Below are 21,575 nucleotides of genomic sequence, written 5' to 3'. Positions count from 1 at the left end.
TTAGTGCATAGACGAGTTAGGATAAACCTATGAAAAACCAGCCCAATGACATAGTGACGTTTCAATGGTTGCTACCATTATTCAATCAGCAGTTAACACAGATATCTGATGGTTGGCAATTAGGTGAATCTAGCATCGACCATGAGCAACTGATATCAAGTTATCATCAGATTAGTGGTGCGCTCATCATGCTTAAACTTCCTTTACTCGCAGATGTTGCTAGTAAATTGAGTCAACTCGCAGGATTACGAAATTGTGATGATTTTTCTATTAGAGAGCACCGTATAGGTCAGTTCTCTCATCGATTATTGCAACGAGAGGTTAATCAGTATGCGCGTACAGGAATTTATCATATAGAGCTAATAAATAGGGCCGTTGATGAGCTGACCCAAGCCCTGTCTCAACGAGAAATAGAAACTGACATTCTTGTAAACGTTAGTGATATTCAGCATGAATATGCAAATGTTCATGCGAATAACGAGAATATCGTCAATAGTATTGAAGCGGCCGTTCCGACAGAACAAGTTATCGCTAGCTTGACAAGTGAACAGTGTCAGCAGTTGCTACTCGTATGGCGTCAGCAAGTACAAGCATTACTGATCACTAATACAAATCAGTCGTCAGCACTCAATACCTTAGAAAAAGCCAGTCAGTATCTCAGGCAGACAACACAAGATAATAATTTACAAAGATTATGGTGTATGACTGAGTTATTGCTAAGCGATCTGGCCCAAAACGAGACGCCGCTTCCTGAGCGTTATGCCCCATTATTAGGTCAGCTTGATCAAGTTATCGAATCTTGTACCCAATCAAATGAAGTACCTTCAACTATAGTTGTAAGATTGACCACCGCAATCTATGTCGAATTGAGTTATCTAGCGCACAGTAGCAAACGTACGCAGTCTATTTTGGATAAAGTATCTCAAAGTACTACGACAGCGTCTCGTTTTTTACCGCAATTATTAACTCAGCTTGATGCGCTTATTTTTAAGCTGGATGAGCCAGATAGCTTAGTAGCTCCTTTACAACATATCAAAGAACAGCTCAAAAACCGAGGCTGGACTTACTACGTGTCTCAGGTAGAGTCAATCCTTGCAGATTTAAAACAGTCTCTCATATCAGAAACAAGTTTTGCGCAAGAGCAATGGCAAATTGAACGCAAGCTGCAAGAGTTATACAACGCTATTTATAGTACTGAGCAAACTATTTCACTTAAGATTGGTGATGCGACCTCTTTCGCTACTGTGCCTGAAGTGATAAGTAGTAACGAGACAGAATTAACAGGTAAACATGGCTCTATTCCTACCGACGATGGCCTACGTGAGCTTCGAATCGCAGTAGAAGAGATAAAGCAAAATTTCAACGATTATATACAGCGTCAAGATATTGGGTTATTACCAGCGTCTACTGATTTTACCAGTATTGGTCAAGCCTTCGACGATATGGAATTGCCAGAAATTCGTCATACTATGGATGATATCGGTAGTCTATTTGCACAGTTAACTACTCGTAATATTACTACCCCGAGCTGGAGTTTGGTGCAGGCGTTGGCTGAAAGTTTAACGTCTATTGAGCTATTGCTTGATTATCTTGCACAGCAGGTTTTCCACCAGCAGTTGCTCACTTTAGCAAACGAACATACGGCCAGAGCAACACAGCTTCTTGATACTGATATCGATTCACCAGAAGCGCTTAACGAGACTGTGTTCGCTCAAGAGTCAGCTGCGGCAAATGTTGTACGTTACGATGATAGTGGCGAGATTAGTCCCGTTATCAATATAGACGATACAAATGTAGTTGAACAAGATAGTGTGAGTCTGTCCAACAATACTGAAAGTGATGCACTAAAGCAGGCTCGTGAACACGTGAAGCCTGATAACTTCGAAACAGATGAAGATGTCCACGATATCTTTATTGAAGAAGTGACTGAAATCATCACTGATCTTGAAGATTTCCTTCCTATCTGGGCGCAAGACTCACAAGATCTAACACCACTGACCGAAGTGCGTAGAGGTTTTCACACTCTAAAAGGCTCAGGTCGTATGGTGGGTGCCTTTAGTATCAGTGAGATAGCATGGTCAATCGAAAACCTACTCAATCGTTTATTAGATAAAACATTGCCAGTAACAGATGATGTTGTAAATCTAGTGGTTGATACCACAAAAATTCTACCAGCATTGGTAGCAGATTTTTCAGCGCAGCGACCACCAAGCTTTGATCCTGCGATTGCTATCTTACAAAGTAGTAATCTGATGAGTCAGCAGCCGGTTAATACTGGACTGACGCTAACTGAACTTGCTCCTAAAGAGGTTATGTCAGATGATGCAGAATTAGAAAAATCGCTACTAGAAATTGATGATGTTGATAACGATTCTAATAACGATAGTACCGAGTTAGTCACTGACTCGAATAACGAAGACGCAAATATCAACGAATATCTATCTACATTGGATATTCCAGAGAGTCTTGCACCTTTTATTAGAGAGACTAATCAACTACCAGCCGATGCCGACGATGCAGATCCTGATATCAAAGAGATATTTATAGAAGAGGCCAATGAAGTATTGGCAGAAATTGTGCCGTTGTATGAAAGCTGGCAGAAAAATTCGACCGATCTAGAGGGCTTGAAAGATATTCGCCGTGGTTTCCATACCTTGAAAGGTTCGGGCCGCATGGTAGGCGCTAACTATACAGCTGAACTAGCATGGTCTATAGAAAACATGCTTAACCGTGTTTTAGATAACAGTGTCGCTATCTCAGCTGATATACGTCAGTTGATTACAGATGTACTGGCAGCTTACCCTGATATGCTCATAGCATTTGAACAAGGTACTCAAGACTATCCAGCTGTTGTTCCAGTGTGGATTGCGTGTGCTGATGCGTATAGCAAACAGCAGGGTAATGGATTTAGTTATTCTGCGTTGTTTGCACAATCAGCAAGTAGTTCTATAGATAAGATGGAAGAAAGGACTCCATGGTCTGATACGGCTGAGACTGGCTATGCTTATGATGACAACAGTAATGCATCCATAGACTCTACTTTGCAGACCTTTCATTCGGTCAATGAAAGAATGGCAGAGGCAGCGGTTGTCCTGACCCCGCAAACTGAGGAAGAAAAAGCATTTTGTAAGATATTTATTGATGAAGCAGAAGAGTTGCTTGATCGTATCGAACAGTTTGTCAAAGACAACAGAGAGCAAAATTTTATAGAGATCACAGATGAGATCGTACGCGCATTTCATACTTTGCGCGGCGCTTCGGGTTCTAGTGCTTTGGCCGCTATCAGCGAAGTCAGTGCGACCATCGAGCATAGCTTGGAGTCATTACAACAACAAGATATAGGCATGAATGCTCAGCACCTAGCAGCATTGGCCCAGTCAGCCACATTAATAGAGGGTTATCTAAATAACTATAAGCAAAATATAGAGCAGCACGATGTATCAGCAGAGGACGATGGGTCGCAGAGTCAGCATGATATAGCGTCATTGCAAGCCATGCTTGGTGAGCAATACGTGGCTAATGACACTACCGTCATGACAAATAAGAAACCGACGATAGAAGAGTTATTAGACAGTAATATTGATACGTTACTCGATGCTGAGTGGGAGTTAGATGATGCGTTGAATCATACTGAAATAGAGCATATTCAAGGCTATATAGAGCAGCAAGTTTCACAAATAGCTTCTCTGATGGAAAAGGCGCAAGCATTTCCAAAATTCGTCACGATTTTAGATGAGCTGGGTCATGCGTATCGTTATTTGAGTAATCATATTGATATAGCTCAAAATCAAGACATTCAAGCGATATTGCATGCAGGTCATGCTCAGCTGATTGGCTTGTTTGATGCCTTAGCTGGAAGTACCTCCTTAAAAATAGATAAACAAGTCATTGATGATTTACAGAGTATTTATCAAGAAAGGGATGAGAACGAGGACGTTGGCTTCACCGTTAAAGTTGTTCCAGCAGCTGAGCTACAGTTTGAGACTATTGATACTGATGCCGAGCTGTTAGAAATATTTTTAGAAGAAGCTCAAGAGCTTGATACTGCACTAGATGAAAGTTTCAATAAGTGGCGTGCCGATATCACCAATATCAATGCGCTGAAAGTTTTACAGCGTCATTTGCACACGATTAAAGGCGGTGCACGGATGGCTGGTATCCGTAGTATTGGTGATTTGACTCACGAAGCAGAAAGTGTCTACGAGTCGTTTGTAGAGAACCGAAGAGCGCCAACCGCGCAGTGGCTTGAAATCATGCAAATGGTGCAAGACACGATGTCACTACAAGTGATGCATATTGTGAGTCATAAGAAATCTTTCTTTACTCCAGAGCTGATTGAACAGTTGCGCCAGCTTGAAAAAGCAAAAACGTTACCAGATGTAGTCGATCTAGTCATACCAGTACCAAAAAATCATTTTGCCCCTACAGAGCGTAGTATTGCTGCCAATGTTGTTGACAGTAATAATGAGGTATTGAGTACCCTAAGTCTGGATAGCATGATTAAGCAATCATGGGCTAACGGACTTCCTGATCCTGATATATTAGCAGTATTTTTAGAAGAAGCAGAAGAGCTTACTAATCGTAATAAGTATCTGCACTTGTTCTTAAAAGACACGAGTAATACCACAGCGTTACAAGCACTCCAACGTGACTTGCATACCATAAAGGGTGGCGCACGCATGGTCACTGCCTCTGGTATCGCTGACTTAGCTCACGAAATGGAATCAGTCTATACTGATTTTGTCAGTAATCGACGTCCAGCCACCAAAAAAGTATTAGAGTTGCTGGTTGCAAGTCATGACTGGCTAGCTGATGCAGTATTTATTCTTCAACAACAAGTTAATCCACCAACGCCTACGTTGTTGATTGAAGCATTGGAGCAATTTGGTAGAAACCCTGATAGCTTAAAAACGATACCTAAAGAGTCTCTACAAGCCCAGCGTGAAGCAATCCTAATTGCCAAAGACAACCAAGATTCACAGTATCTTGCAAAAGATATCAGTGAAATGCCGTCTATGCTTAGAGATACTCATGAGGAAGATCAGAGCGCTAGTAGCAATGAGATGATTCGTATCTCAGGTGGTTTGATTGAGCACATGATTAATTTATCTGGTGAGTCAGCGATTAACCGTGCTCGTATCGATATGGGTATCAGTAGTTTAACAAACAGTATTGAAGAGATGGGTACGACAGTACAACGCTTGGCAGATCAGCTACGTCGTATGGAGATCGAGCTAGAAGCACAGATTCTGTCTCAGATAGATGAGGAACTCATCGATAATGAAGACTTTGACCCTCTAGAGATGGATCAATACTCATCTTTGAATCAGCTATCTAAATCTTTAACAGAGTCGGCCTCGGATTTGGTTGATATTAACCATACATTATTAGAAAAGACCCGTGATAGCGAAAGCCTGCTGCTACAGTTGTCTCGTACCCAGACTGAACTGCAAGACGGCTTGATGAATTCACGTATGGTGCCATTCACTCGCTTGACACCACGTCTAGAACGTATCGTACGTCAAACAGCTAATGAGCTTAATAAGTCTGTTGAACTGACTATTATTAATGCTGATGACGAGATGGATAGAACCATCCTAGAGCGCATTACTTCACCGCTTGAGCATATGTTACGTAATGCTGTCGACCATGGTATTGAAATCACGTCGACCCGTCTAAAGTCAGGCAAAGAGCGCAGCGGTCGTATTACTCTTGAGGTACATCGTGAAGGTAGTGAGATCGTCATCCAATTAACAGATGATGGGCGAGGCATTGATGTTGAAGCGGTACGTAGCAAAGCCATCTCTCAGGGTCTAATTGATGCAGACGATAATAGTCTGTCAGACCTTGATATTATGCAATATATTTTCAACGCTGGATTAAGTACTAGTCAGCAAGTGACTCAGATTTCTGGACGCGGCGTTGGTATGGACGTTGTTATTAGTGAGATTCGCCAACTAGGTGGCTCAGTATCCGTCGTTTCAGAGTTGGGTAAAGGCTCTAGTTTTACGATGCGCTTACCACTGACAGTAGCCGTGTCTGACGCGTTGGTTGTTCGTGCTGCAGATCGCTACTATGCGATTCCATTGGTACAGATTGAGCGCGTGGTTCGAGTGAATCCAGAGAAGCTCTATGACTATTATCAATCAAATGATGCCACATTGAATTTTGAAGACACTGAGTATCGAGTACGTTATCTAAATGAGATTTTATCAGGTAATAAGTTAAATGAGTTGGTCGTAAATACCAATACCAGCTTACCGCTTATCATTATTAAAAACCGTACCGGACAAAATATTGCTTTGCAAGTGGATCAGATTGCAGGTTCGCGCATAGAAGTTGTTGTCAAACCTTTAGGCCAACAATTATCAAATATTCCAGGGGTTTCAGCTGCTACTATCATGGGTGATGGCTCGGTAATGCTCATCTTAGATCTGATTGCTCTTATGCGTAATGCGCAATTGGTCAAGAATATTACGAAAGCTGCTGATGCTAAAAGAGGACGTATAGAATCTAAATCTACCATTTTAGTCGTCGATGACTCCGTGACGGTACGTAAGGTAACCTCACGTTTCTTAGAGCGTCAAGGGTTCAATGTGGCAGTCGCTAAAGATGGTATTGACGCAATTGAGATATTGCAAGATATGACACCAGATATGATATTGCTTGATATCGAAATGCCTCGTATGGACGGCTTCGAGGTTGCCACTCAAGTCCGACATAATAGTCGTCTAAAGCAAATTCCGATTATTATGATAACGTCACGTACTGGCGAAAAGCATCGTGAACGTGCCTTAGAGATTGGTGTGAATGACTATATGGGTAAACCATTCCAAGAAAAAGAGCTGCTTGATAAAATGCAAAAATTACTAGGTGAAGGGGTCAGCCTGACTAATGAAGGATAATGCACGTGTTTTAGCACTGCGAAAAAAGAATAGAAACGATATTAAAGTGATGGTGGTGGCAGAAGACCATCGCCAGCGCATGGCATTTTCAGATACGGTACGTGGTTTCGGCTTTATGCTAGTTGGCTGTGTGTCACGAGCACAGTGGCAGGAAACAGGTGAGCTTTCTAACTCAGCTATCGATATTTGGCTGATAGACAGTGATTATGATGACAGTGTGGCAATAGCGACGGTGGCATCCAAACCAGCAGCAGTACTGGTTGGCTTCAGTCAGGCACCGTATCTAAATGAATCACAAGAATATGCAAAATGGCAGCGTAAGTTAAAGCGTAAATTTGCCCAATTACTTGATTTACCAACACCGGTAGATGCTCCAGCTTACAAGAGTGCTGATACTGACTGGCATTATGTCGTATTTTTGGGTGCTTCTATGGGTGGCCCTAGTGCGGTGAAAGAGTTTTTGGATAATGTGCCAGCCACACTACCAATTTGTATTTTATTGGCACATCATTTCAATCAGGCTATGATTGGTACGTTGCCCCGCATACTTAATCGTCATAATGACTGGCGCTGTAAGATTATCGCTTCTTCACAGCGGCTACGAGCAGGAGAGTGTCTGATAGTACCTATTGATAAGCAGGTTGTCTGCGATTCAACAGGTCGCGTGATACTATTGGATCAAGATTGGCATGGTGAATATAAGCCTGCAATCGGGCAGCTGCTTAAAAATACCAGCGATGTCCATGGTAGCGAGCTTATTAATATTATATTTTCAGGTATGGGTAATGATGGCTCTCAGTATCTAGACTTAATCCAAGACAATAACAGTCAATTATGGGCACAAGATCCGAGCTTAAGCGCATGTCCAAGTCAACCTCAGGCTATCATTGACTCAGGGTATTGCAATTTTGTTGGTAGCCCTACCGATTTGGCAAAAAAACTAACCGATTACATTGGTGAAAGGGCAGCTAGCCATTCACATTAACTTATTGCGAGTGACGTATGACACAAATTTTGAAACATTCGTTTGAGGCTGTGAGTCTGTTGACTACCAACAACGGTATGCTTGACGTCACTATTGTTCCAGCAGTTAACCAGCCGGAATGGATCATTCCAAGTAGCCTAATTTTGAGTGTGGATGAGCTCCAACAGCAGGTTTCTAGATACGACTGGCAACAACAAGATTTGGCTGTATTTCATTTGCTACTGCAAGATCAAGCTCCAGACAAAATGATTGTTTTGGAAGGTAATACGACTAATCACCGATTTGCCTTACAAACGGCAGGTGACTTGCGTCAGCTGCAAGCACGAATTTCTGAAGTGAAAGATGTAGAGACACCTGAACAGTTTAGTACTGCCAATGGCGAAGATAGGGAAGAGTACTTTGATAAAAATGACGTCTCATCCTACCTATATCAAACAGTGATGATTGATGACGAAATCTACTTAGTGCCAGATTTGGATAAAATTGCCTATCACCTGATTGATTCGGATAGCTAGATTCTTATCGTTATTTAAGGTATTCTCCATTCTATAAATAGTAAGCCAGTAATGTTAATGACTTCATCTCTTGAAGAGCATTAGCTGGCTTATAAAATTGATTAGAGATAATTCCTGATAAAGGTAGTAGAGTCACTCATGAATAATGCCAACTCGAATGTATCAAAGTGGTCGGTTAGTAGCCGTATTTTTCATTGGATTAGTGCAGCTTTACTGTTAGTCACATGGATAATGATACTGCTATATGAGAATTTAGATAGCAATCTGTTTATTGGATATCATAAAGCGTTCGGCGTGAGCTTGTTATTTTGGATGATTGCCCGAGTCCTCAACCGCGTTTTTACTAAGGCGCCACCACCGTTAGCCATGCCAAAATGGCAAATGCTCGTATCTCAGCTGTCACATTTTGCTCTCTATGCCATACTGATTGCTATGCCACTGGTTGGCTTACTGATGGCAGTATATGGCGGTCGACCGGTTGATATTTTCGGTATCTTTCAGATCCCTGTATTCGTAACCCCAGATAGAAGTTTGGCTCGCTTTTACAATAACTTGCATACTGAGATTATCTGGCCAATGATTATTGGTTTTACGGTCTTGCATATAGCAGCCGCGTTATACCATCAGTTTGTCAAAAAAGACAATCTTATTGCCCGTATGAAATAATCTATAATCGATCGACATCAAAAAGCCCCAAGTATCAAACTTGGGGCTTTTTTTATTGATTGTAGAAATACGTACTGTTAGAACGCTATTTCTTATGCTCAGGTAAATTGATATTCATCTCTAACACATCTAAGCTGTCTTCAGAACGATGGTTGATATTGACATCATCAATCTGCACACCGTTAACGTATTTGTTCACAACTTCTAAGATTTCACGTTTCATTTTTTCGATACGATCAACCGTTAAGCGATTGTTCAATCTGTTTTCGCTAGCAACGATAACTTTTAAACGCTCAGTTGCTAAATTTGCGCTACCTGCGTTACTGTTGTCGTCAGTACCAAATAGGCTACTCCAAAATCCTTTTTTCTTAGTCATCATTATCCCCCAAACCAGCGCTGTAATAGACTCTTTTTCTTCACGTCAATGTGACGTAGTGGACGCTCTTCACCCAAGAAACGGGCGACAATGTCTTCATAACATTGACCAGCAACAGAGTCGGTATAATGAATAACTGGTTCGCCATGGTTGGACGCTTCAAGCACGGAATGGCTCTCAGGAACAACACCAAGTAGTGGAACTTTTAGGATATCGTTCGAGATAGTATCAATATCCATCATCTCATTGGCAGCCGCACGTTCAGGATTATAACGAGTGATAATCAAATGCTCGCGAACAGTCCCTTGGTTCTCTTCTACTTTTTTCGTCTGACTTTGCAAAATACCGATGATTCTATCTGAGTCACGCACTGAAGAGATCTCAGGGTTAGTGACAATAATAGCTTCATCCGCATGATACATCGCTAGCTGTGCACCGCGCTCGATACCGGCAGGTGAGTCACAAATGATATAGTCAAACTGTTTAGAGAGCTCAGCCATTACCTCTGATACCCCTTCGTCAGTCAATGCGTCTTTATCGCGCGTCTGACTGGCTGGCAGGATATACAGGTTTTCAAGCTGTTTGTCTTTGACAAGTGCTTGCGACAAGCGCGCGTTTCCAGTGATGACATCTACGAAGTCATAAACAATTCTGTTTTCGCAACCCATGATTAAGTCTAGATTACGTAGACCTACATCAAAGTCGATAACAACCGTTTTATAGCCACGTAACGCCAAACCAGCGGCAAAAGAAGCACTTGTCGTGGTTTTACCCACACCGCCTTTACCTGAAGTGATTACAACTATCTTCGCCACAATGGCACACTCCTATGAATCAATGGGATATCTTTTATATAAATAGCAAAATTACATGTTATTTACCTAACATATATACACTATCTTCGAAGCTAGCCTAGCATAAATAAACAAAAATTTATAGCAGCTCGATACTAAAGCAGAAAAACAACCTATGTATCGCTCAATTAGCCTTTCTGCGTGGTATTGGTAGGGTTATAACTATGGTTTTTGGCTTGTCGAATAGAGCAGCTTAACTACCTTAGTTTTCTATAAAGTCACTTTACGGTGTATTATTTTTAATGGTGCCTTAAGCTTCATCCATCACGGTAAATACTAAGCCTTCGCCTTCTACGAATTTTACTTGCACGGACTTGTCGATAACATGATCAGGTAAATTGTCTCGCAAGCAATAGGTTCCTGCTACTGACACCAGTGACGGATTAAAGACTTGGCAGAATATACGGGCATCTTTATCCCCTGTTGCGCCTGCCACCAGACGCCCTTGTGCACGGCCATATACATGCAAGCTATTGTCAGTAATCGCTTCAGCGCCGCTATTGATACTACTGGTCAAAATTAAGTCGCCACCAACGTGATTGAGGCTTTGTCCTGAACGCAGCATTTGATCATAGATTAAGCTGGTAATATGCTGAGTACTTACCAACGTCTCGGTTGGCATATTAGATAGTGTGGTTTCAGTAGCAGATTCGCTCGTGGTAGAAGTATCATCGACGCTATTAGCACTAACGGTTTCGGCGTTGTTGTTCTCTGCCGATGGTTGGGTAGGGATGGGCGCTTTTTTACTTGGTAATATACGTTCAATACGCTTACCATCTGCTGGAAATATCGCTAAGCGCTGCTCACGTGCTTGCGCATCAAGCACTCCTGTCACCACGCCAATAGGCTGCAATCCCCATGCCCATAACAGCTCTACCAATGCTGATAAATCTTGTTCAACGTCACTATCAATAAGGATAGGGATATTGCTCGATTTATTACTGAGCGTTTCAGTTAGCTGAGCTTCTATAGCTGCTAGATCGCTTGTACTAAACTGTACGCGTGAAAACGTCAGCATCTTGCCATAGAAAGCTAGCGCTGGTGCAGTCTGGTTATCGTTAGCTGAAACTGTCATATACAAACCCTTAAAAATAATTCTGTCACGGTATTATGTCTCTTATTACGTCATGCTATTAGATAGCTAAACTATAGATTTAGCATATCTTGGTGCTTCCATTGCTGCACTTTCACTTGCGCTTCAAACGCAGTCAAACTGTCATCAATGATACTAGAAATCAAAGTATCTAGCGCTGTATTATTGGTATCTATTTGCGCAATACCGCTAGCAATTTCCATCATTAATATATCCAAGCGCTTAGGGTCTAAAAGTCGCTTGTTTAATGCGTTTACGACGTTCTCACCGATATTGTGCCCGACGTGATGTAGCTGTGATTCAATCAGGCTGCCCGCGATAGGTATCATGCGTAGATAGCGGCGCAATTCAGGTGTGTTGGCCAACCCTTCTTCAATAGCATTGCCCATTTCGCTAGCCAATATACTGCCACCACCTGATGAAGCAGTCAGTTCCTGCAGCTTCGGTGCAAGCTCTGTACGCAGCACGGACAATACGGCCGCTTCAATCTCATTTCGATTTTTTGCAATCGTCGACTCAATGAATGATTTATGCGTGTCTGAACTGGTTAGCTCTTGTCGAAAGTTTTGTATCGCTGTCAAAATAACGCGATCGGAGAGCTCTTCTAACAGTAGGTCAATGTAGAATTTGATTCGATTGATCCACGTCTGGGGCAGTACTTGGTAGCCAAGCTGATATAGACGTCGTCCAATAACCACCGCTCGCAGCAGTCGCAAAGCACGTAGCTGCGGAAAACAGCCTAATACTTCGTACCAATGAACGAATGGGAAAAAGAACCAGCGATAATAGACTTTTTGCTTAATGGCAATCGCCCAGCGCAATAGCAACTCAACGACCAAAAAGATAGTAAAAAATCCTCCAGCAGTGCGTAGAGGATCATGTAGAGTGCTCTGATACCAATTGAGCCCTTCACTGATGGTTAGCCATTCTGCAGCATTACTACTAAAATTGCTCATCAAAATAGCATCGATACTGATCAATAGCAGATCAATACTGATGGCAATAATCATGACGATATCGTAAGTGAGCTTAAAGCGACTCGGCTTTGGATGATTCGGTTTTGGTGGCTCATCGCTTATTGGATAAGGAGGCTGACTCAAAACAGATTCGGTAGCTAACGGCGAGCTAGTAGTAGAGGTGGGCACAGTCATACCTTATAAGTAATAAATGGCACAAAAAATGGGTCAGAAATCGATATTTACTACCATTTACTATTGAAATAGACATCGAAAATCTATGAGTTCATAATTAGTCACATTATCAATGAATAAGGCTAAAAAACAACCCATCTTTGATTAAAATTTACTTATGATGCATGGCTGTTTTAAGATTAAGCATTATAAGTAAGATATGAATATTGTGACATTTGCACCCGTAAATTTGTTCCTCAATAACTTTTGATCTCGTGCTCGATATTTATTACATCAACGTTTGTTACATCGATATTTACTACTTAGTACGCTTGCATAGACTGTGCTTGGTATTTGATAAGATTTAACGGACAGCCATTTTAGTATTTCTGAGCATCCTCATTAGGTATCTTGCGTTTTAGAATTGGTTTCAAAATCTGCCAACATAGTGCTAATTCGTTCATCTTTTTGACGCCACACTTGCTCAACCCAGTCGAACATTTGAGCTTTTGTCTCTTCGTCATTTTCGTAGCCACCTTGCTTGATACTTTCGAACAACGCATCTGGTATGTCAATGTAGCGCAAATCAACGCCCAAGCGTTTGATATTACCTTTCCAAAGATCCCCATAGCTTGGCACACCATCAGGATATACGATGGTCATGTCTAATATGCCATCGATATCTTCACCTAATGCGCTGATGGCCAATGACAATCCGCCTGCACGAGGTTTTAATAAGTGAGTATACGGCGATTTTTGCTGAGCTTGTTTGGCTTTGGTAAAACGAGTACCTTCCAAATAGTTTAATAAGGTAAACGGTTTGTCTTTTAGTAGGGCGCAGGCACGTTTGGCTTCCTCGATGTCTTTGCCTTTTAGCGCAGGGTTTTTGGCAATGGCTTCTTTTGAGTGTCGGCGCATCATTGGAAAATCTAAAAAGTAAAAAGCTTGGCCAACGATAGGGATGTAGATCAGCTCAAACTTGGTAAAAAATCGCGTAAGTGGCAAACGTTTTTCGCCAATATACTGCACGATGCTAGTATCGACCCATGATTGGTGGTTGCTCACTAGCAGGTATTTACCATTGGTATGGATATCGTCCGGTAGGTTGATACGCCAATCTTTACGAGGCAACATGTTATCGATCAAGGCACTGTTGCTACTGATCCAGTGAGTAGCAATTTTGATAACGGCTTTGTCTGCAATAGAGGCGCCAGTAATGACCTTACCAACACCCATTAACCACAAAGGAATACTACCACCGAAGCTATTGGCGGCGATGACACCAGTAGCTGTTGCAAGCGACACAGCTTTACCCAATTTAGGCGAACGTTTATGCATTTTTCGAATGGTAGATGTCAATCGCATGCTCAATCCTTTTCAGTCTATCTGATTAATAATAAGCCGTATGTCGCTGAATCTGTCCTAGTAAAATCAGGAATATTATGAACGTAAAGCTTTAAATCATGACTATTTAAAGCCGACAAATTTAGCAATATAATTTTAGCAGAAACATGTTGTAGTGTACGGTTGTAAACGTGACTAGTGGTAGCAAGGCGCGAAGATTTGACCTATAAAATCATTGAAATATAACCTGCACTTCTCATACAGAGGTATGACAAAATATTACACAGAGATAGGTTGTAGTTGCCATAATAATGGGGAATGTAGATAAGTACTTAAAAAAGATTAATGGACAATCTTTATAAAAAGCACGATTTTTTAAACTTAAGAGGAAATATTATGCGTAATACTTTAATGATTGCAGCAGTAGCATCAGGTCTAGCACTTAGCGGTTGTACAACAGATCCAAACACTGGACAACAGCGTCTAAACAAAGCTGCTCTAGGTGGTCTAGTTGGTGCAGCAGGTGGTGCAACTATTTCAAAAGCAACAGGCGGCGACAAAACTGGTCGTGATGCTGCTATCGGTGCTGCACTTGGTGCTGGCGTTGGTTACTACATGGAGCGTCAAGCTCGTCAGCTTGAGCAGCAAATGGCTGGTACAGGCGTGACTGTTAACCAAAACCCAACTACTGGTAATATCGACCTTGTTATGCCAGGTAGCATCACTTTCTCGTTTGATGATGCAACGCTTAACTCATCGTTCAAGCCAACGCTAGACAAGCTTGCTTCAACCATGAACCAGTATAACCAAAACACCATCACGATTGCTGGTCACACTGATAGCCAAGGTTCAGCATCTTACAACATGGGTCTGTCACGTGACCGTGCTTACTCAGTTGCTAACTATCTAACTGCTCGCGGTGTTGCTTCTAACCGTATCAACGTAGTTGCTTATGGCGAGTCACGTCCAGTTGCTACTAACAACACTGAATCTGGTCGTCAGCAAAACCGCCGTGTTGAGCTAACGGTTAATGCACCACAAAGCGTCAACTAATCGACAGTTCCATATAACTGTTTGGTAGGTGCGAATGATTTTCACGCATTTATCTAGCAAAAAGAGTCAGCAATATGCTGGCTCTTTTTTTATGCGCTAAATTTTGATTGATCAAACTAGATAGTCAGGAGAGTGCGAGTATAATGTCTGCTGTCCAAAATAGAATAGTACTCGTTTAGCGTTTGATACCATTTTATAAAATCATCATAAAGATTAATGATTATTAATATAAAATTAAGTATTGATAATGATTATCAATAACACTATAATTTGTTAGTGTTTTATTACTGAATAGTTACAAGCTTGATAATATGCGATAAGCATAGATATACGAAATCAAATCAGCTGATTAAGCTGTGATTTGATAATCGATATGATGGAAGCCATTTAACCAAAACGAATTTTGCTATCTCTTTGAGGATTTGTATGACGATTACCACAGAAACACGCCGTAAGATTTTACCAACTACTTTAGCTGTTGCACTTGCAGGATTGTTAATGGTATCGGGCTGTACCAAAAAAACCGAAGAAGACACTGCTGCTACTGAGACGCAGACAGAGGTTGTAAGCACAGAAACAGGCGATAACACAGAGATATCAGCTGCCGAAAAAGCACATATTGATAGACTGATGATCAGCTATGCAAACATGGCACACGCCGCTTATAAAGACTCTCTAGATACTGCTAAGGCATTACAAGCAGCGGTAGATACCTATGTTGCGACGCCAACTCAAGCCAACCTTGATGCGGCAAAAGCTGCCTATAAAGCTGCGCGCCAGCCATATTCACAAACTGAGATTTTCCGTTTTGATGAAGGCTTTGTGACTGCCAATGACAAACGTGCTATCAACAGTATCGATAGCTGGGAAGGTCAGATCAATGCTTGGCCACTGGATGAAGCGCTGATTGATTATGTCAGTGATGACTATCAAGGCGAATACAACAGTCAAGAAAACATCATCAATAGCGACAGTATTACGGTCGGTAGTACCAAGCAAGATACCAGTACAATCACACCTGAGCTACTCGCAGAAATGAATGAAATCGGTGGTAGTGAAGCCAATGTAACAACTGGCTATCATGCGATTGAGTTTATGCTGTGGGGTCAAGACAACAATGGCGTAAAAGAAGGTGCAGGTAATCGCCCAGTCACTGACTATGCGACTGAAGCCGGACAGTGTACTAGTGGTGAGACCGTCAACGAAGATGCCGATATCTGTGAGCGCCGTGGTGAATTCTTAACTGCTGCAACTCAACTATTGGTCGATGATTTGACCGCGATGGAAGCTCAGTGGCAGCCTGATACTGAGAATACCTTGCGTAGTGATTTGATAGCGCGCAAATATGACAATGGTCTGCGCCAAATTATGTATCAAATGGGTAGCCTAGCATTAGGTGAGCTTGCGTCTGAGCGTATGCAGGTCGCTTTTGTTACTGGCTCTACTGAAGATGAGCACGAATGCTTTAGTGATTTGACTCATTTAAGCTATGCCAATAATGCGCGCGGTATCCAAAACGTCTTTAATGGTAGCTATACAACAGTCGCTGGTAAGACAGTGGGCGGCTACGGTATCAAAGATTATCTAACGGATAACGGCCACACAGAAGCTGCTGATAAATTGGCTGCTGAGTTCAACAAAGTAGAAGGCGCGTTTAACGTTATCGTTGAAAAAGGCGAAAAAGATGGCATTAAGATTGACCAGATGATTGCAACTGTCGGTCAAGCCAGCCAAGAAGGTATCTCTGCTGAAGAACAAAACGTCCGTCGTGGATGGGTTGAAGCAGGTATCACTAGCTTACAAGAGCTGACGGCCAGTATCGAAAACGCTGCAAAAGCAGTTGGTATCGATAATCTAGACGCAGATGCTGGGTCACAGTTTTAAGAAAAAATTTAAGCTAGCGGCCCTTATTTAAAAGCCTGTCATTGGCTTTGCGACGTTTTATTAGTCGTTGTAGGTCAGTAACCGCTGTTTATTAGATACTTAGATTAGATATAATACGTGCGTTGTCAGCCACCGTTGGCAACGCATTTTTATGAGCATTAAATAAGCCAATTGGCCGGTGTACCATTTCATTATATGTCGATAGGCAATGATTGTGCCGACATATAATGAGATGGTATGACAAAATTTTAATGGTTCTACTCTAGCGCTAAGGCAATTGATTTCTATGAACGCCAATTATGTTAAGCCCTCTGACTCTCCTCTTGCTACTCAAATCCTACGACATATACCTTCTAAGCTTGCGCTAATTATCGCCAGTGCAATGGCCATCAGTGCGTGTCAACCATCTGATAGCGCTTCTGACGACACTTCTAACAATGTTTCTGATAATACTTCAGAGCAGGCCTCAAGTAATGAAAGCAGCAGTGAAAACAGCCAATCGCTGTCATCCGAACATGCCAAAAATATAGAAGCATTGGCAGGCGTGCCGATGCAGCAACTGGTGAGCTTTGACCCTCAAGAGATCAAGCAGGGCGGTGACTCTGGTATTAGTATTAGCAGTGCTGAGAGCTACTCAAAACCCTCATCTAACCTAGCAGCTTCTCGTAAAGGGGCGTTCTTTATTGGTAATGCTTTCTTTAAGCAGCCATGGGTCGTTGCACCTGCTAGTACTGATAGTCGTGATGGACTGGGTGCATTATTTAATGTGGCTGCTTGCCAGTCTTGTCATGTCAAAGATGGGCGAGGTCATGCGCCGATGACTGCCGATGACGATGCTGATAGTTTGTTAATTCGTCTGTCTATGCCAGCGTCTACCGATGAGCAGCGCCAGCAGCTACAGGATTCGCTGATTGAAAAGATAGCTCATCCTATGTATGGCGGGCAGCTACAAGATCGCGGTATTCAAGGCGTGCCTGCTGAAGCGAGAATTGCGGTGCAGTGGACAGACAAACCAGTTACCTTTGCTGACGGATATGTCGAGACGCTACGTGCGCCAACGTTTAATTTGACCAAACCTGGTTACGGTGCTTTTGATGATGACATGATGGTATCACCGCGTGTGGCGCTACCGATGATTGGGCTTGGGCTGCTAGAGCAAATACCTGACGATGACATTAAAAAGCAAGCCAACGACGGTAGTAATGGTGATATCAGTGGTAAATTTAACTGGGTGATGGATCCGCAAACCGGTAAGCGTGCGCTTGGACGATTTGGGTGGAAAGCAGGTCAAACCAAGCTGATTACTCAGAACCAAAGTGCCTTTAACGAAGATATGGGTCTGACGTCGAACATCCGTCCTAACGAATCCTGTATGCCAACGCAGACCGCTTGCCTAAATGCGGCGACAGGCGCTGATGAACAGGGTAATGGTAAATCACCCGTTGAAGTAAACGATGAGGTTGCTAAGTTTGTAGAGTTTTATACTCGAAATCTAGCAGTGCCGCATCGCCGTAATGCAGATAATAAGCTTGTGTTAGCTGGCAAAAAGCGTTTTTATGACATGGGTTGTCAAAGCTGTCATACGCCAAGATATCAGTTGCCAAAAACCGACGATGATCATCTTGAGCAGCATGGACAAGTGATTTATCCTTACACAGATTTGCTATTGCATGATATGGGCGATGATCTCGCTGATCGTACGATTGCCGGTAAGCTACCACCGAAAAGTGCCCAAGTTGAATTTTTAGCCAACTCTTATGAATGGCGTACGCCAGCACTTTGGGGCGTGGGGCTTGCGCAGACAGTTGATCCTCAAGCGACGTTTTTGCATGATGGCCGTGCCCGTACGTTGATGGAAGCTGTTTTATGGCATGGCGGAGAAGCCGAAAAGCAAAAGCAACAAGTATTGAAGTTAGATAAACAAGGTCGTGCAGAGCTTAATGCGTTCCTAAAGTCGCTATAATAAAATCACTGTAATAAAATCACTGTAATAAAATCATTATAAAACGCTATAAATTACTACCTATAATATTACCGAGAAACCTATGAAAATAAACCACGCTTTGGCAATGGCGCTATCTGCATTAAGTGCTGGACTGCTGATCAGTTGTGTCAAACCTGCCGATGACAACAAAGCTGCAGATGTAGACAGCCAAAAAGTTGTGCAAGACAGTGCAGCTACTGACAGCTCAGTAGAAAATAGCAAAGAAAGTACTGAGCAAATCGTTGCAGTAGATATCAGCCCTGAGACTGCAAAAACGTATTTGACGCATGTGGCAGACGATATCGTGATTCCTGCGTATGCTGATGCAGCAAAGCAAAGCGATCTGTTAAACGAGCTAGCGCAGAAGCATTGTACCCAAGCTCCAGTAAGTGGCGATGAGCTACAAGCATTACGTGCGCAGTGGCTAGTATTGGCACAAGCATGGTCAAGTGCTGAGATGGTCAACTTTGGTCCTGCGACCGCTAGTATGAGCAATCTATACATTAACTACTACCCTGACGAGCGCGGACTCGTACATAGTGGCGTGGCTGATTTAATCGCTGCCAATCCAAAACTAACGCCAGAGCAGCTTGCTGGCGAGAGCGCGATCGTACAAGGTGTGCCAGGGTTGGAAGAAGCTTTGTTTGCCAATGAAAGTTTAGACACTGGTCAGTGTGCTTATGTGATTAGTGCCAGTAGTGCGTTAAGCACACGTTTAAAAGACATCGAGAAAAACTGGCAGCAAAACGCGACTGATTTATTGGCGATAGACAAAACAGCAGAGAGCGATAGAGGTCTAAATCAATGGATTAACTCTCTACTGTCATTAATTGAGACTATGAAGTCTAACGCTATTGATCAGCCACTCGGTCTGACAGGTAAAGCAAAAGGGCATTTGCCTGCTGCTACTGCTGGTCAAAGCCGCGCTATCATCAATGCTAAGTTAGATACGATTAATAAAGCCATGACTGACCCAGTACTGACAGCTATTCTTGGCAGCAATGACGAAAACAAAGTTTCGGATAATCTATCGACTGCATTGGCTGACACGACTGCATTATTAGCACAAATGCCAGAAGATTTATCAGAAGCTAGTAAGGACGATCAACAAGCGTTATACGATCATCTGACTGATGTCACTCGTCTTATTAAACGCCAGTTAATCCCAGCACTTGGTATCCGCGTGGGCTTTAACAGCACTGATGGCGATTAGACAATGTCTACTATCGAAGCGGGTACAGCAGTGTCAGTAGCCCAGACTCATGACCAGTTAAATAGGTCTAATCTGTCTAGGAGAACTTCGTCAACTCATGAGCTTTTGACGACTTCAGTGCTGACAGTAGTTGGCACGGCAGCATTAGTTGGTATTCATCATCGTTATCGTAAGCAGCAGTATCCAGATGCCAGTCTGCAAGATTATGTAGATGGTATTTGTACGCAACTGCAGGTATTACGAGCTGGTCCTGATTCAATGCCGAAACTTTCGCGCTTGCGTTATGCTTGTGAGCAAGCAGCGGCAACATGGAAACAGGCTTATCACGCTGTAGATGACGATAAGCGTGATGCACCTGACTTTGCTGTTATGCATAAGACAACAATGCTAGCGCGACCAGTCAGCTGGGTCAGTGGCGTCGCATCTATGCCAAAAGTTCAGACTACATCAGGCCAAAATGAGCACGACTTTGGTGTGGTAGGTATTGATGCTGACAGACAAATCGTTTGGCAGACGACTATGCCTGAGCGTGTCCACGACATCGTTGTTCAGCCTCTGCCTGTCAATATATATGAAGCTCAAACTCAGCATAGCAATGTGGATCAAAGACGTGATGTCGTCGTTATGGGTCGCCGTCCAAGCGAAAAATTCTGGGTACTCAATACGTCAAATGGGCAAGTACAACATGCGATTACAGCTGATGTAAACCGTCACTTTTATGGTCATGCTTGCTACAGTTTAGATGGCAGCTTGCTCTACGTAACTGAGAATGACACAGTGAGTTTGGCAGGTAAAATTGGTATCTATGATGCCCATGATGCTTATCAAAAAATAGCAGAGTTTGATTCATATGGTATAGGCCCGCATGAGCTGATTATGCATCCTGATAGCGAAACGCTCGTCATTGCAAATGGTGGTATCAAAACCGAGCAGGCTTCACGCGAAGAGCTAAATCTAGATACCATGCGACCATCACTGGTTTATCTGAATCGTCACGATGGCACATTGCTTGAGCAAGTGACTCCCGAACATAATCAGATGAGTGTGCGCCACTTAGCCATGCACGATGACGGCACAGTGATGATCGGTATTCAGTTCCAAGGTGAAAAACATATCAATGTCCCATTGGTATTGACCCATAAACGTGGTGACGGCAGCTTTACTCCATTGACCATGCCAAACAATCAATGGCAACGTTTTCACCAATATATCGCTAGCGTGGCGGTGGATAGTGAGCGTAACTTACTGTGTGTGACCACGCCGATTGGTGGCTGTGCGGCGATCTATGATTTACATACTCGCAAGCTGATTGATGATGTAAGTCTGCCAGATTGTGCAGGGGCTTCGGTGTTAGCTAATTCTAGTGCTTCAATGAGTAAAATTGATAAACATGCCGAGCCGACAGGATTTATCGTCAGTGATGGTCAAGGTCAGTTAACCGCGTTAAGAGTAAATGCTTTACCAGAAGTAAAGTTAGACGTAGGCGACATCGAACCTCATGAGCGAATTATCAAAGACAGTCAACTGCATATGATGTCGTTTGATAACCACTTACAAGCGTTATAATAAGTGA

Annotated in this window: 14 protein-coding genes; 9 read left to right on the top strand and 5 right to left on the bottom strand. The window is 42.6% G+C overall.

All coding sequences use genetic code 11. The features are described 5' to 3' along the window. Positions 1-29: 29 nt before the first annotated feature. From QL898_RS04245 to QL898_RS04230, 4 genes are all read left to right on the top strand, one after another. Positions 30-6,905 carry an Hpt domain-containing protein gene (locus tag QL898_RS04245; protein WP_290175916.1) on the top strand — a complete coding sequence of 2,292 codons (6,876 nt, stop codon included), beginning with the start codon at positions 30-32 and terminating at the stop codon, positions 6,903-6,905. Next, positions 6,895-7,890 (top strand): chemotaxis protein CheB, encoded by a 996-nt coding sequence (locus QL898_RS04240; RefSeq protein WP_290175915.1) that lies wholly within the window; start codon positions 6,895-6,897, stop codon positions 7,888-7,890. The genes QL898_RS04245 and QL898_RS04240 overlap by 11 nt, the downstream gene beginning before the upstream one ends. 17 nt (positions 7,891-7,907) lie before the next feature. Further along, the gene (locus tag QL898_RS04235) at positions 7,908-8,405 is read left to right on the top strand and encodes a hypothetical protein (RefSeq protein ID WP_290175914.1); all 498 of its coding nucleotides are present in this window, start codon (positions 7,908-7,910) and stop codon (positions 8,403-8,405) included. Between the two features lie 138 nt (positions 8,406-8,543). Next, on the top strand, positions 8,544-9,071 hold the full coding sequence (locus tag QL898_RS04230; protein WP_290175913.1) for a cytochrome b: 528 nt from the start codon (positions 8,544-8,546) through the stop codon (positions 9,069-9,071). Between the two features lie 85 nt (positions 9,072-9,156). Here the strand turns inward: QL898_RS04230 and minE are convergent, their stop codons facing one another. The 5 genes from minE to QL898_RS04205 form a co-directional block, all read right to left on the bottom strand. After that, positions 9,157-9,447: a cell division topological specificity factor MinE gene (minE, locus tag QL898_RS04225; protein ID WP_057762631.1), complete on the bottom strand. Its 291-nt coding sequence runs from the start codon at positions 9,445-9,447 to the stop codon at positions 9,157-9,159. A 2-nt stretch (positions 9,448-9,449) separates the two neighbouring features. Further along, complete coding sequence (minD, locus tag QL898_RS04220) at positions 9,450-10,262, bottom strand: septum site-determining protein MinD (RefSeq protein WP_057761560.1); 813 nt, start codon at positions 10,260-10,262, stop codon at positions 9,450-9,452. A 289-nt stretch (positions 10,263-10,551) separates the two neighbouring features. Continuing rightward, positions 10,552-11,376, bottom strand: coding sequence for a septum site-determining protein MinC (minC, locus tag QL898_RS04215; protein WP_290175912.1), 825 nt, complete (start codon positions 11,374-11,376; stop codon positions 10,552-10,554). A gap of 71 nt (positions 11,377-11,447) precedes the next feature. After that, a complete protein-coding gene (locus QL898_RS04210) occupies positions 11,448-12,545 on the bottom strand; it encodes a hypothetical protein (RefSeq protein WP_290175911.1) in 1,098 nt (365 codons plus the stop codon). Between the two features lie 381 nt (positions 12,546-12,926). Continuing rightward, complete coding sequence (locus QL898_RS04205) at positions 12,927-13,889, bottom strand: acyltransferase (protein ID WP_290175910.1); 963 nt, start codon at positions 13,887-13,889, stop codon at positions 12,927-12,929. Positions 13,890-14,264: 375 nt separating this feature from the next. Between QL898_RS04205 and QL898_RS04200 the strand changes: the two genes are divergently transcribed. The 5 genes from QL898_RS04200 (at position 14,265) to QL898_RS04180 (ending at position 21,568) form a co-directional block, all read left to right on the top strand. Further along, a complete protein-coding gene (locus QL898_RS04200) occupies positions 14,265-14,921 on the top strand; it encodes an OmpA family protein (protein ID WP_290175908.1) in 657 nt (218 codons plus the stop codon). Positions 14,922-15,347: 426 nt separating this feature from the next. Next, the gene (locus tag QL898_RS04195) at positions 15,348-16,805 is read left to right on the top strand and encodes an imelysin family protein (RefSeq protein WP_290175907.1); all 1,458 of its coding nucleotides are present in this window, start codon (positions 15,348-15,350) and stop codon (positions 16,803-16,805) included. Positions 16,806-17,187: 382 nt separating this feature from the next. Then, positions 17,188-18,768, top strand: coding sequence for a di-heme oxidoredictase family protein (locus QL898_RS04190; protein ID WP_290175974.1), 1,581 nt, complete (start codon positions 17,188-17,190; stop codon positions 18,766-18,768). Positions 18,769-18,850: 82 nt separating this feature from the next. After that, the gene (locus QL898_RS04185; protein ID WP_290175906.1) at positions 18,851-20,002 is read left to right on the top strand and encodes an imelysin family protein; all 1,152 of its coding nucleotides are present in this window, start codon (positions 18,851-18,853) and stop codon (positions 20,000-20,002) included. A gap of 3 nt (positions 20,003-20,005) precedes the next feature. Then, entirely contained in the window at positions 20,006-21,568 is a 1,563-nt protein-coding gene (locus tag QL898_RS04180) for a DUF1513 domain-containing protein (protein WP_290175905.1), read from the top strand. Positions 21,569-21,575 lie beyond the last annotated feature (7 nt).

The organism is Psychrobacter sp. APC 3279, assembly GCF_030407795.1.
Taxonomy (GTDB): domain Bacteria; phylum Pseudomonadota; class Gammaproteobacteria; order Pseudomonadales; family Moraxellaceae; genus Psychrobacter.
Note: the sequence above shows the minus strand (reverse complement) of the source record. Positions and strands in the feature narration are given on the sequence as shown.

Bases quoted from the DNA above. Each gene is read 5' to 3' on its own strand.
- QL898_RS04245 (WP_290175916.1), top strand. From the start codon at position 30: ATGAAAAACCAGCCCAATGACATAGTGACGTTTCAATGGTTGCTACCA.
- QL898_RS04240 (WP_290175915.1), top strand. From the start codon at position 6,895: ATGAAGGATAATGCACGTGTTTTAGCACTGCGAAAAAAGAATAGAAAC.
- QL898_RS04235 (WP_290175914.1), top strand. From the start codon at position 7,908: ATGACACAAATTTTGAAACATTCGTTTGAGGCTGTGAGTCTGTTGACT.
- QL898_RS04230 (WP_290175913.1), top strand. From the start codon at position 8,544: ATGAATAATGCCAACTCGAATGTATCAAAGTGGTCGGTTAGTAGCCGT.
- minE (WP_057762631.1), bottom strand. From the start codon at position 9,447: ATGACTAAGAAAAAAGGATTTTGGAGTAGCCTATTTGGTACTGACGAC.
- minC (WP_290175912.1), bottom strand. From the start codon at position 11,376: ATGACAGTTTCAGCTAACGATAACCAGACTGCACCAGCGCTAGCTTTC.
- QL898_RS04210 (WP_290175911.1), bottom strand. From the start codon at position 12,545: ATGACTGTGCCCACCTCTACTACTAGCTCGCCGTTAGCTACCGAATCT.
- QL898_RS04205 (WP_290175910.1), bottom strand. From the start codon at position 13,889: ATGCGATTGACATCTACCATTCGAAAAATGCATAAACGTTCGCCTAAA.
- QL898_RS04200 (WP_290175908.1), top strand. From the start codon at position 14,265: ATGCGTAATACTTTAATGATTGCAGCAGTAGCATCAGGTCTAGCACTT.
- QL898_RS04195 (WP_290175907.1), top strand. From the start codon at position 15,348: ATGACGATTACCACAGAAACACGCCGTAAGATTTTACCAACTACTTTA.
- QL898_RS04190 (WP_290175974.1), top strand. From the start codon at position 17,188: ATGGCCATCAGTGCGTGTCAACCATCTGATAGCGCTTCTGACGACACT.
- QL898_RS04185 (WP_290175906.1), top strand. From the start codon at position 18,851: ATGAAAATAAACCACGCTTTGGCAATGGCGCTATCTGCATTAAGTGCT.
- QL898_RS04180 (WP_290175905.1), top strand. From the start codon at position 20,006: ATGTCTACTATCGAAGCGGGTACAGCAGTGTCAGTAGCCCAGACTCAT.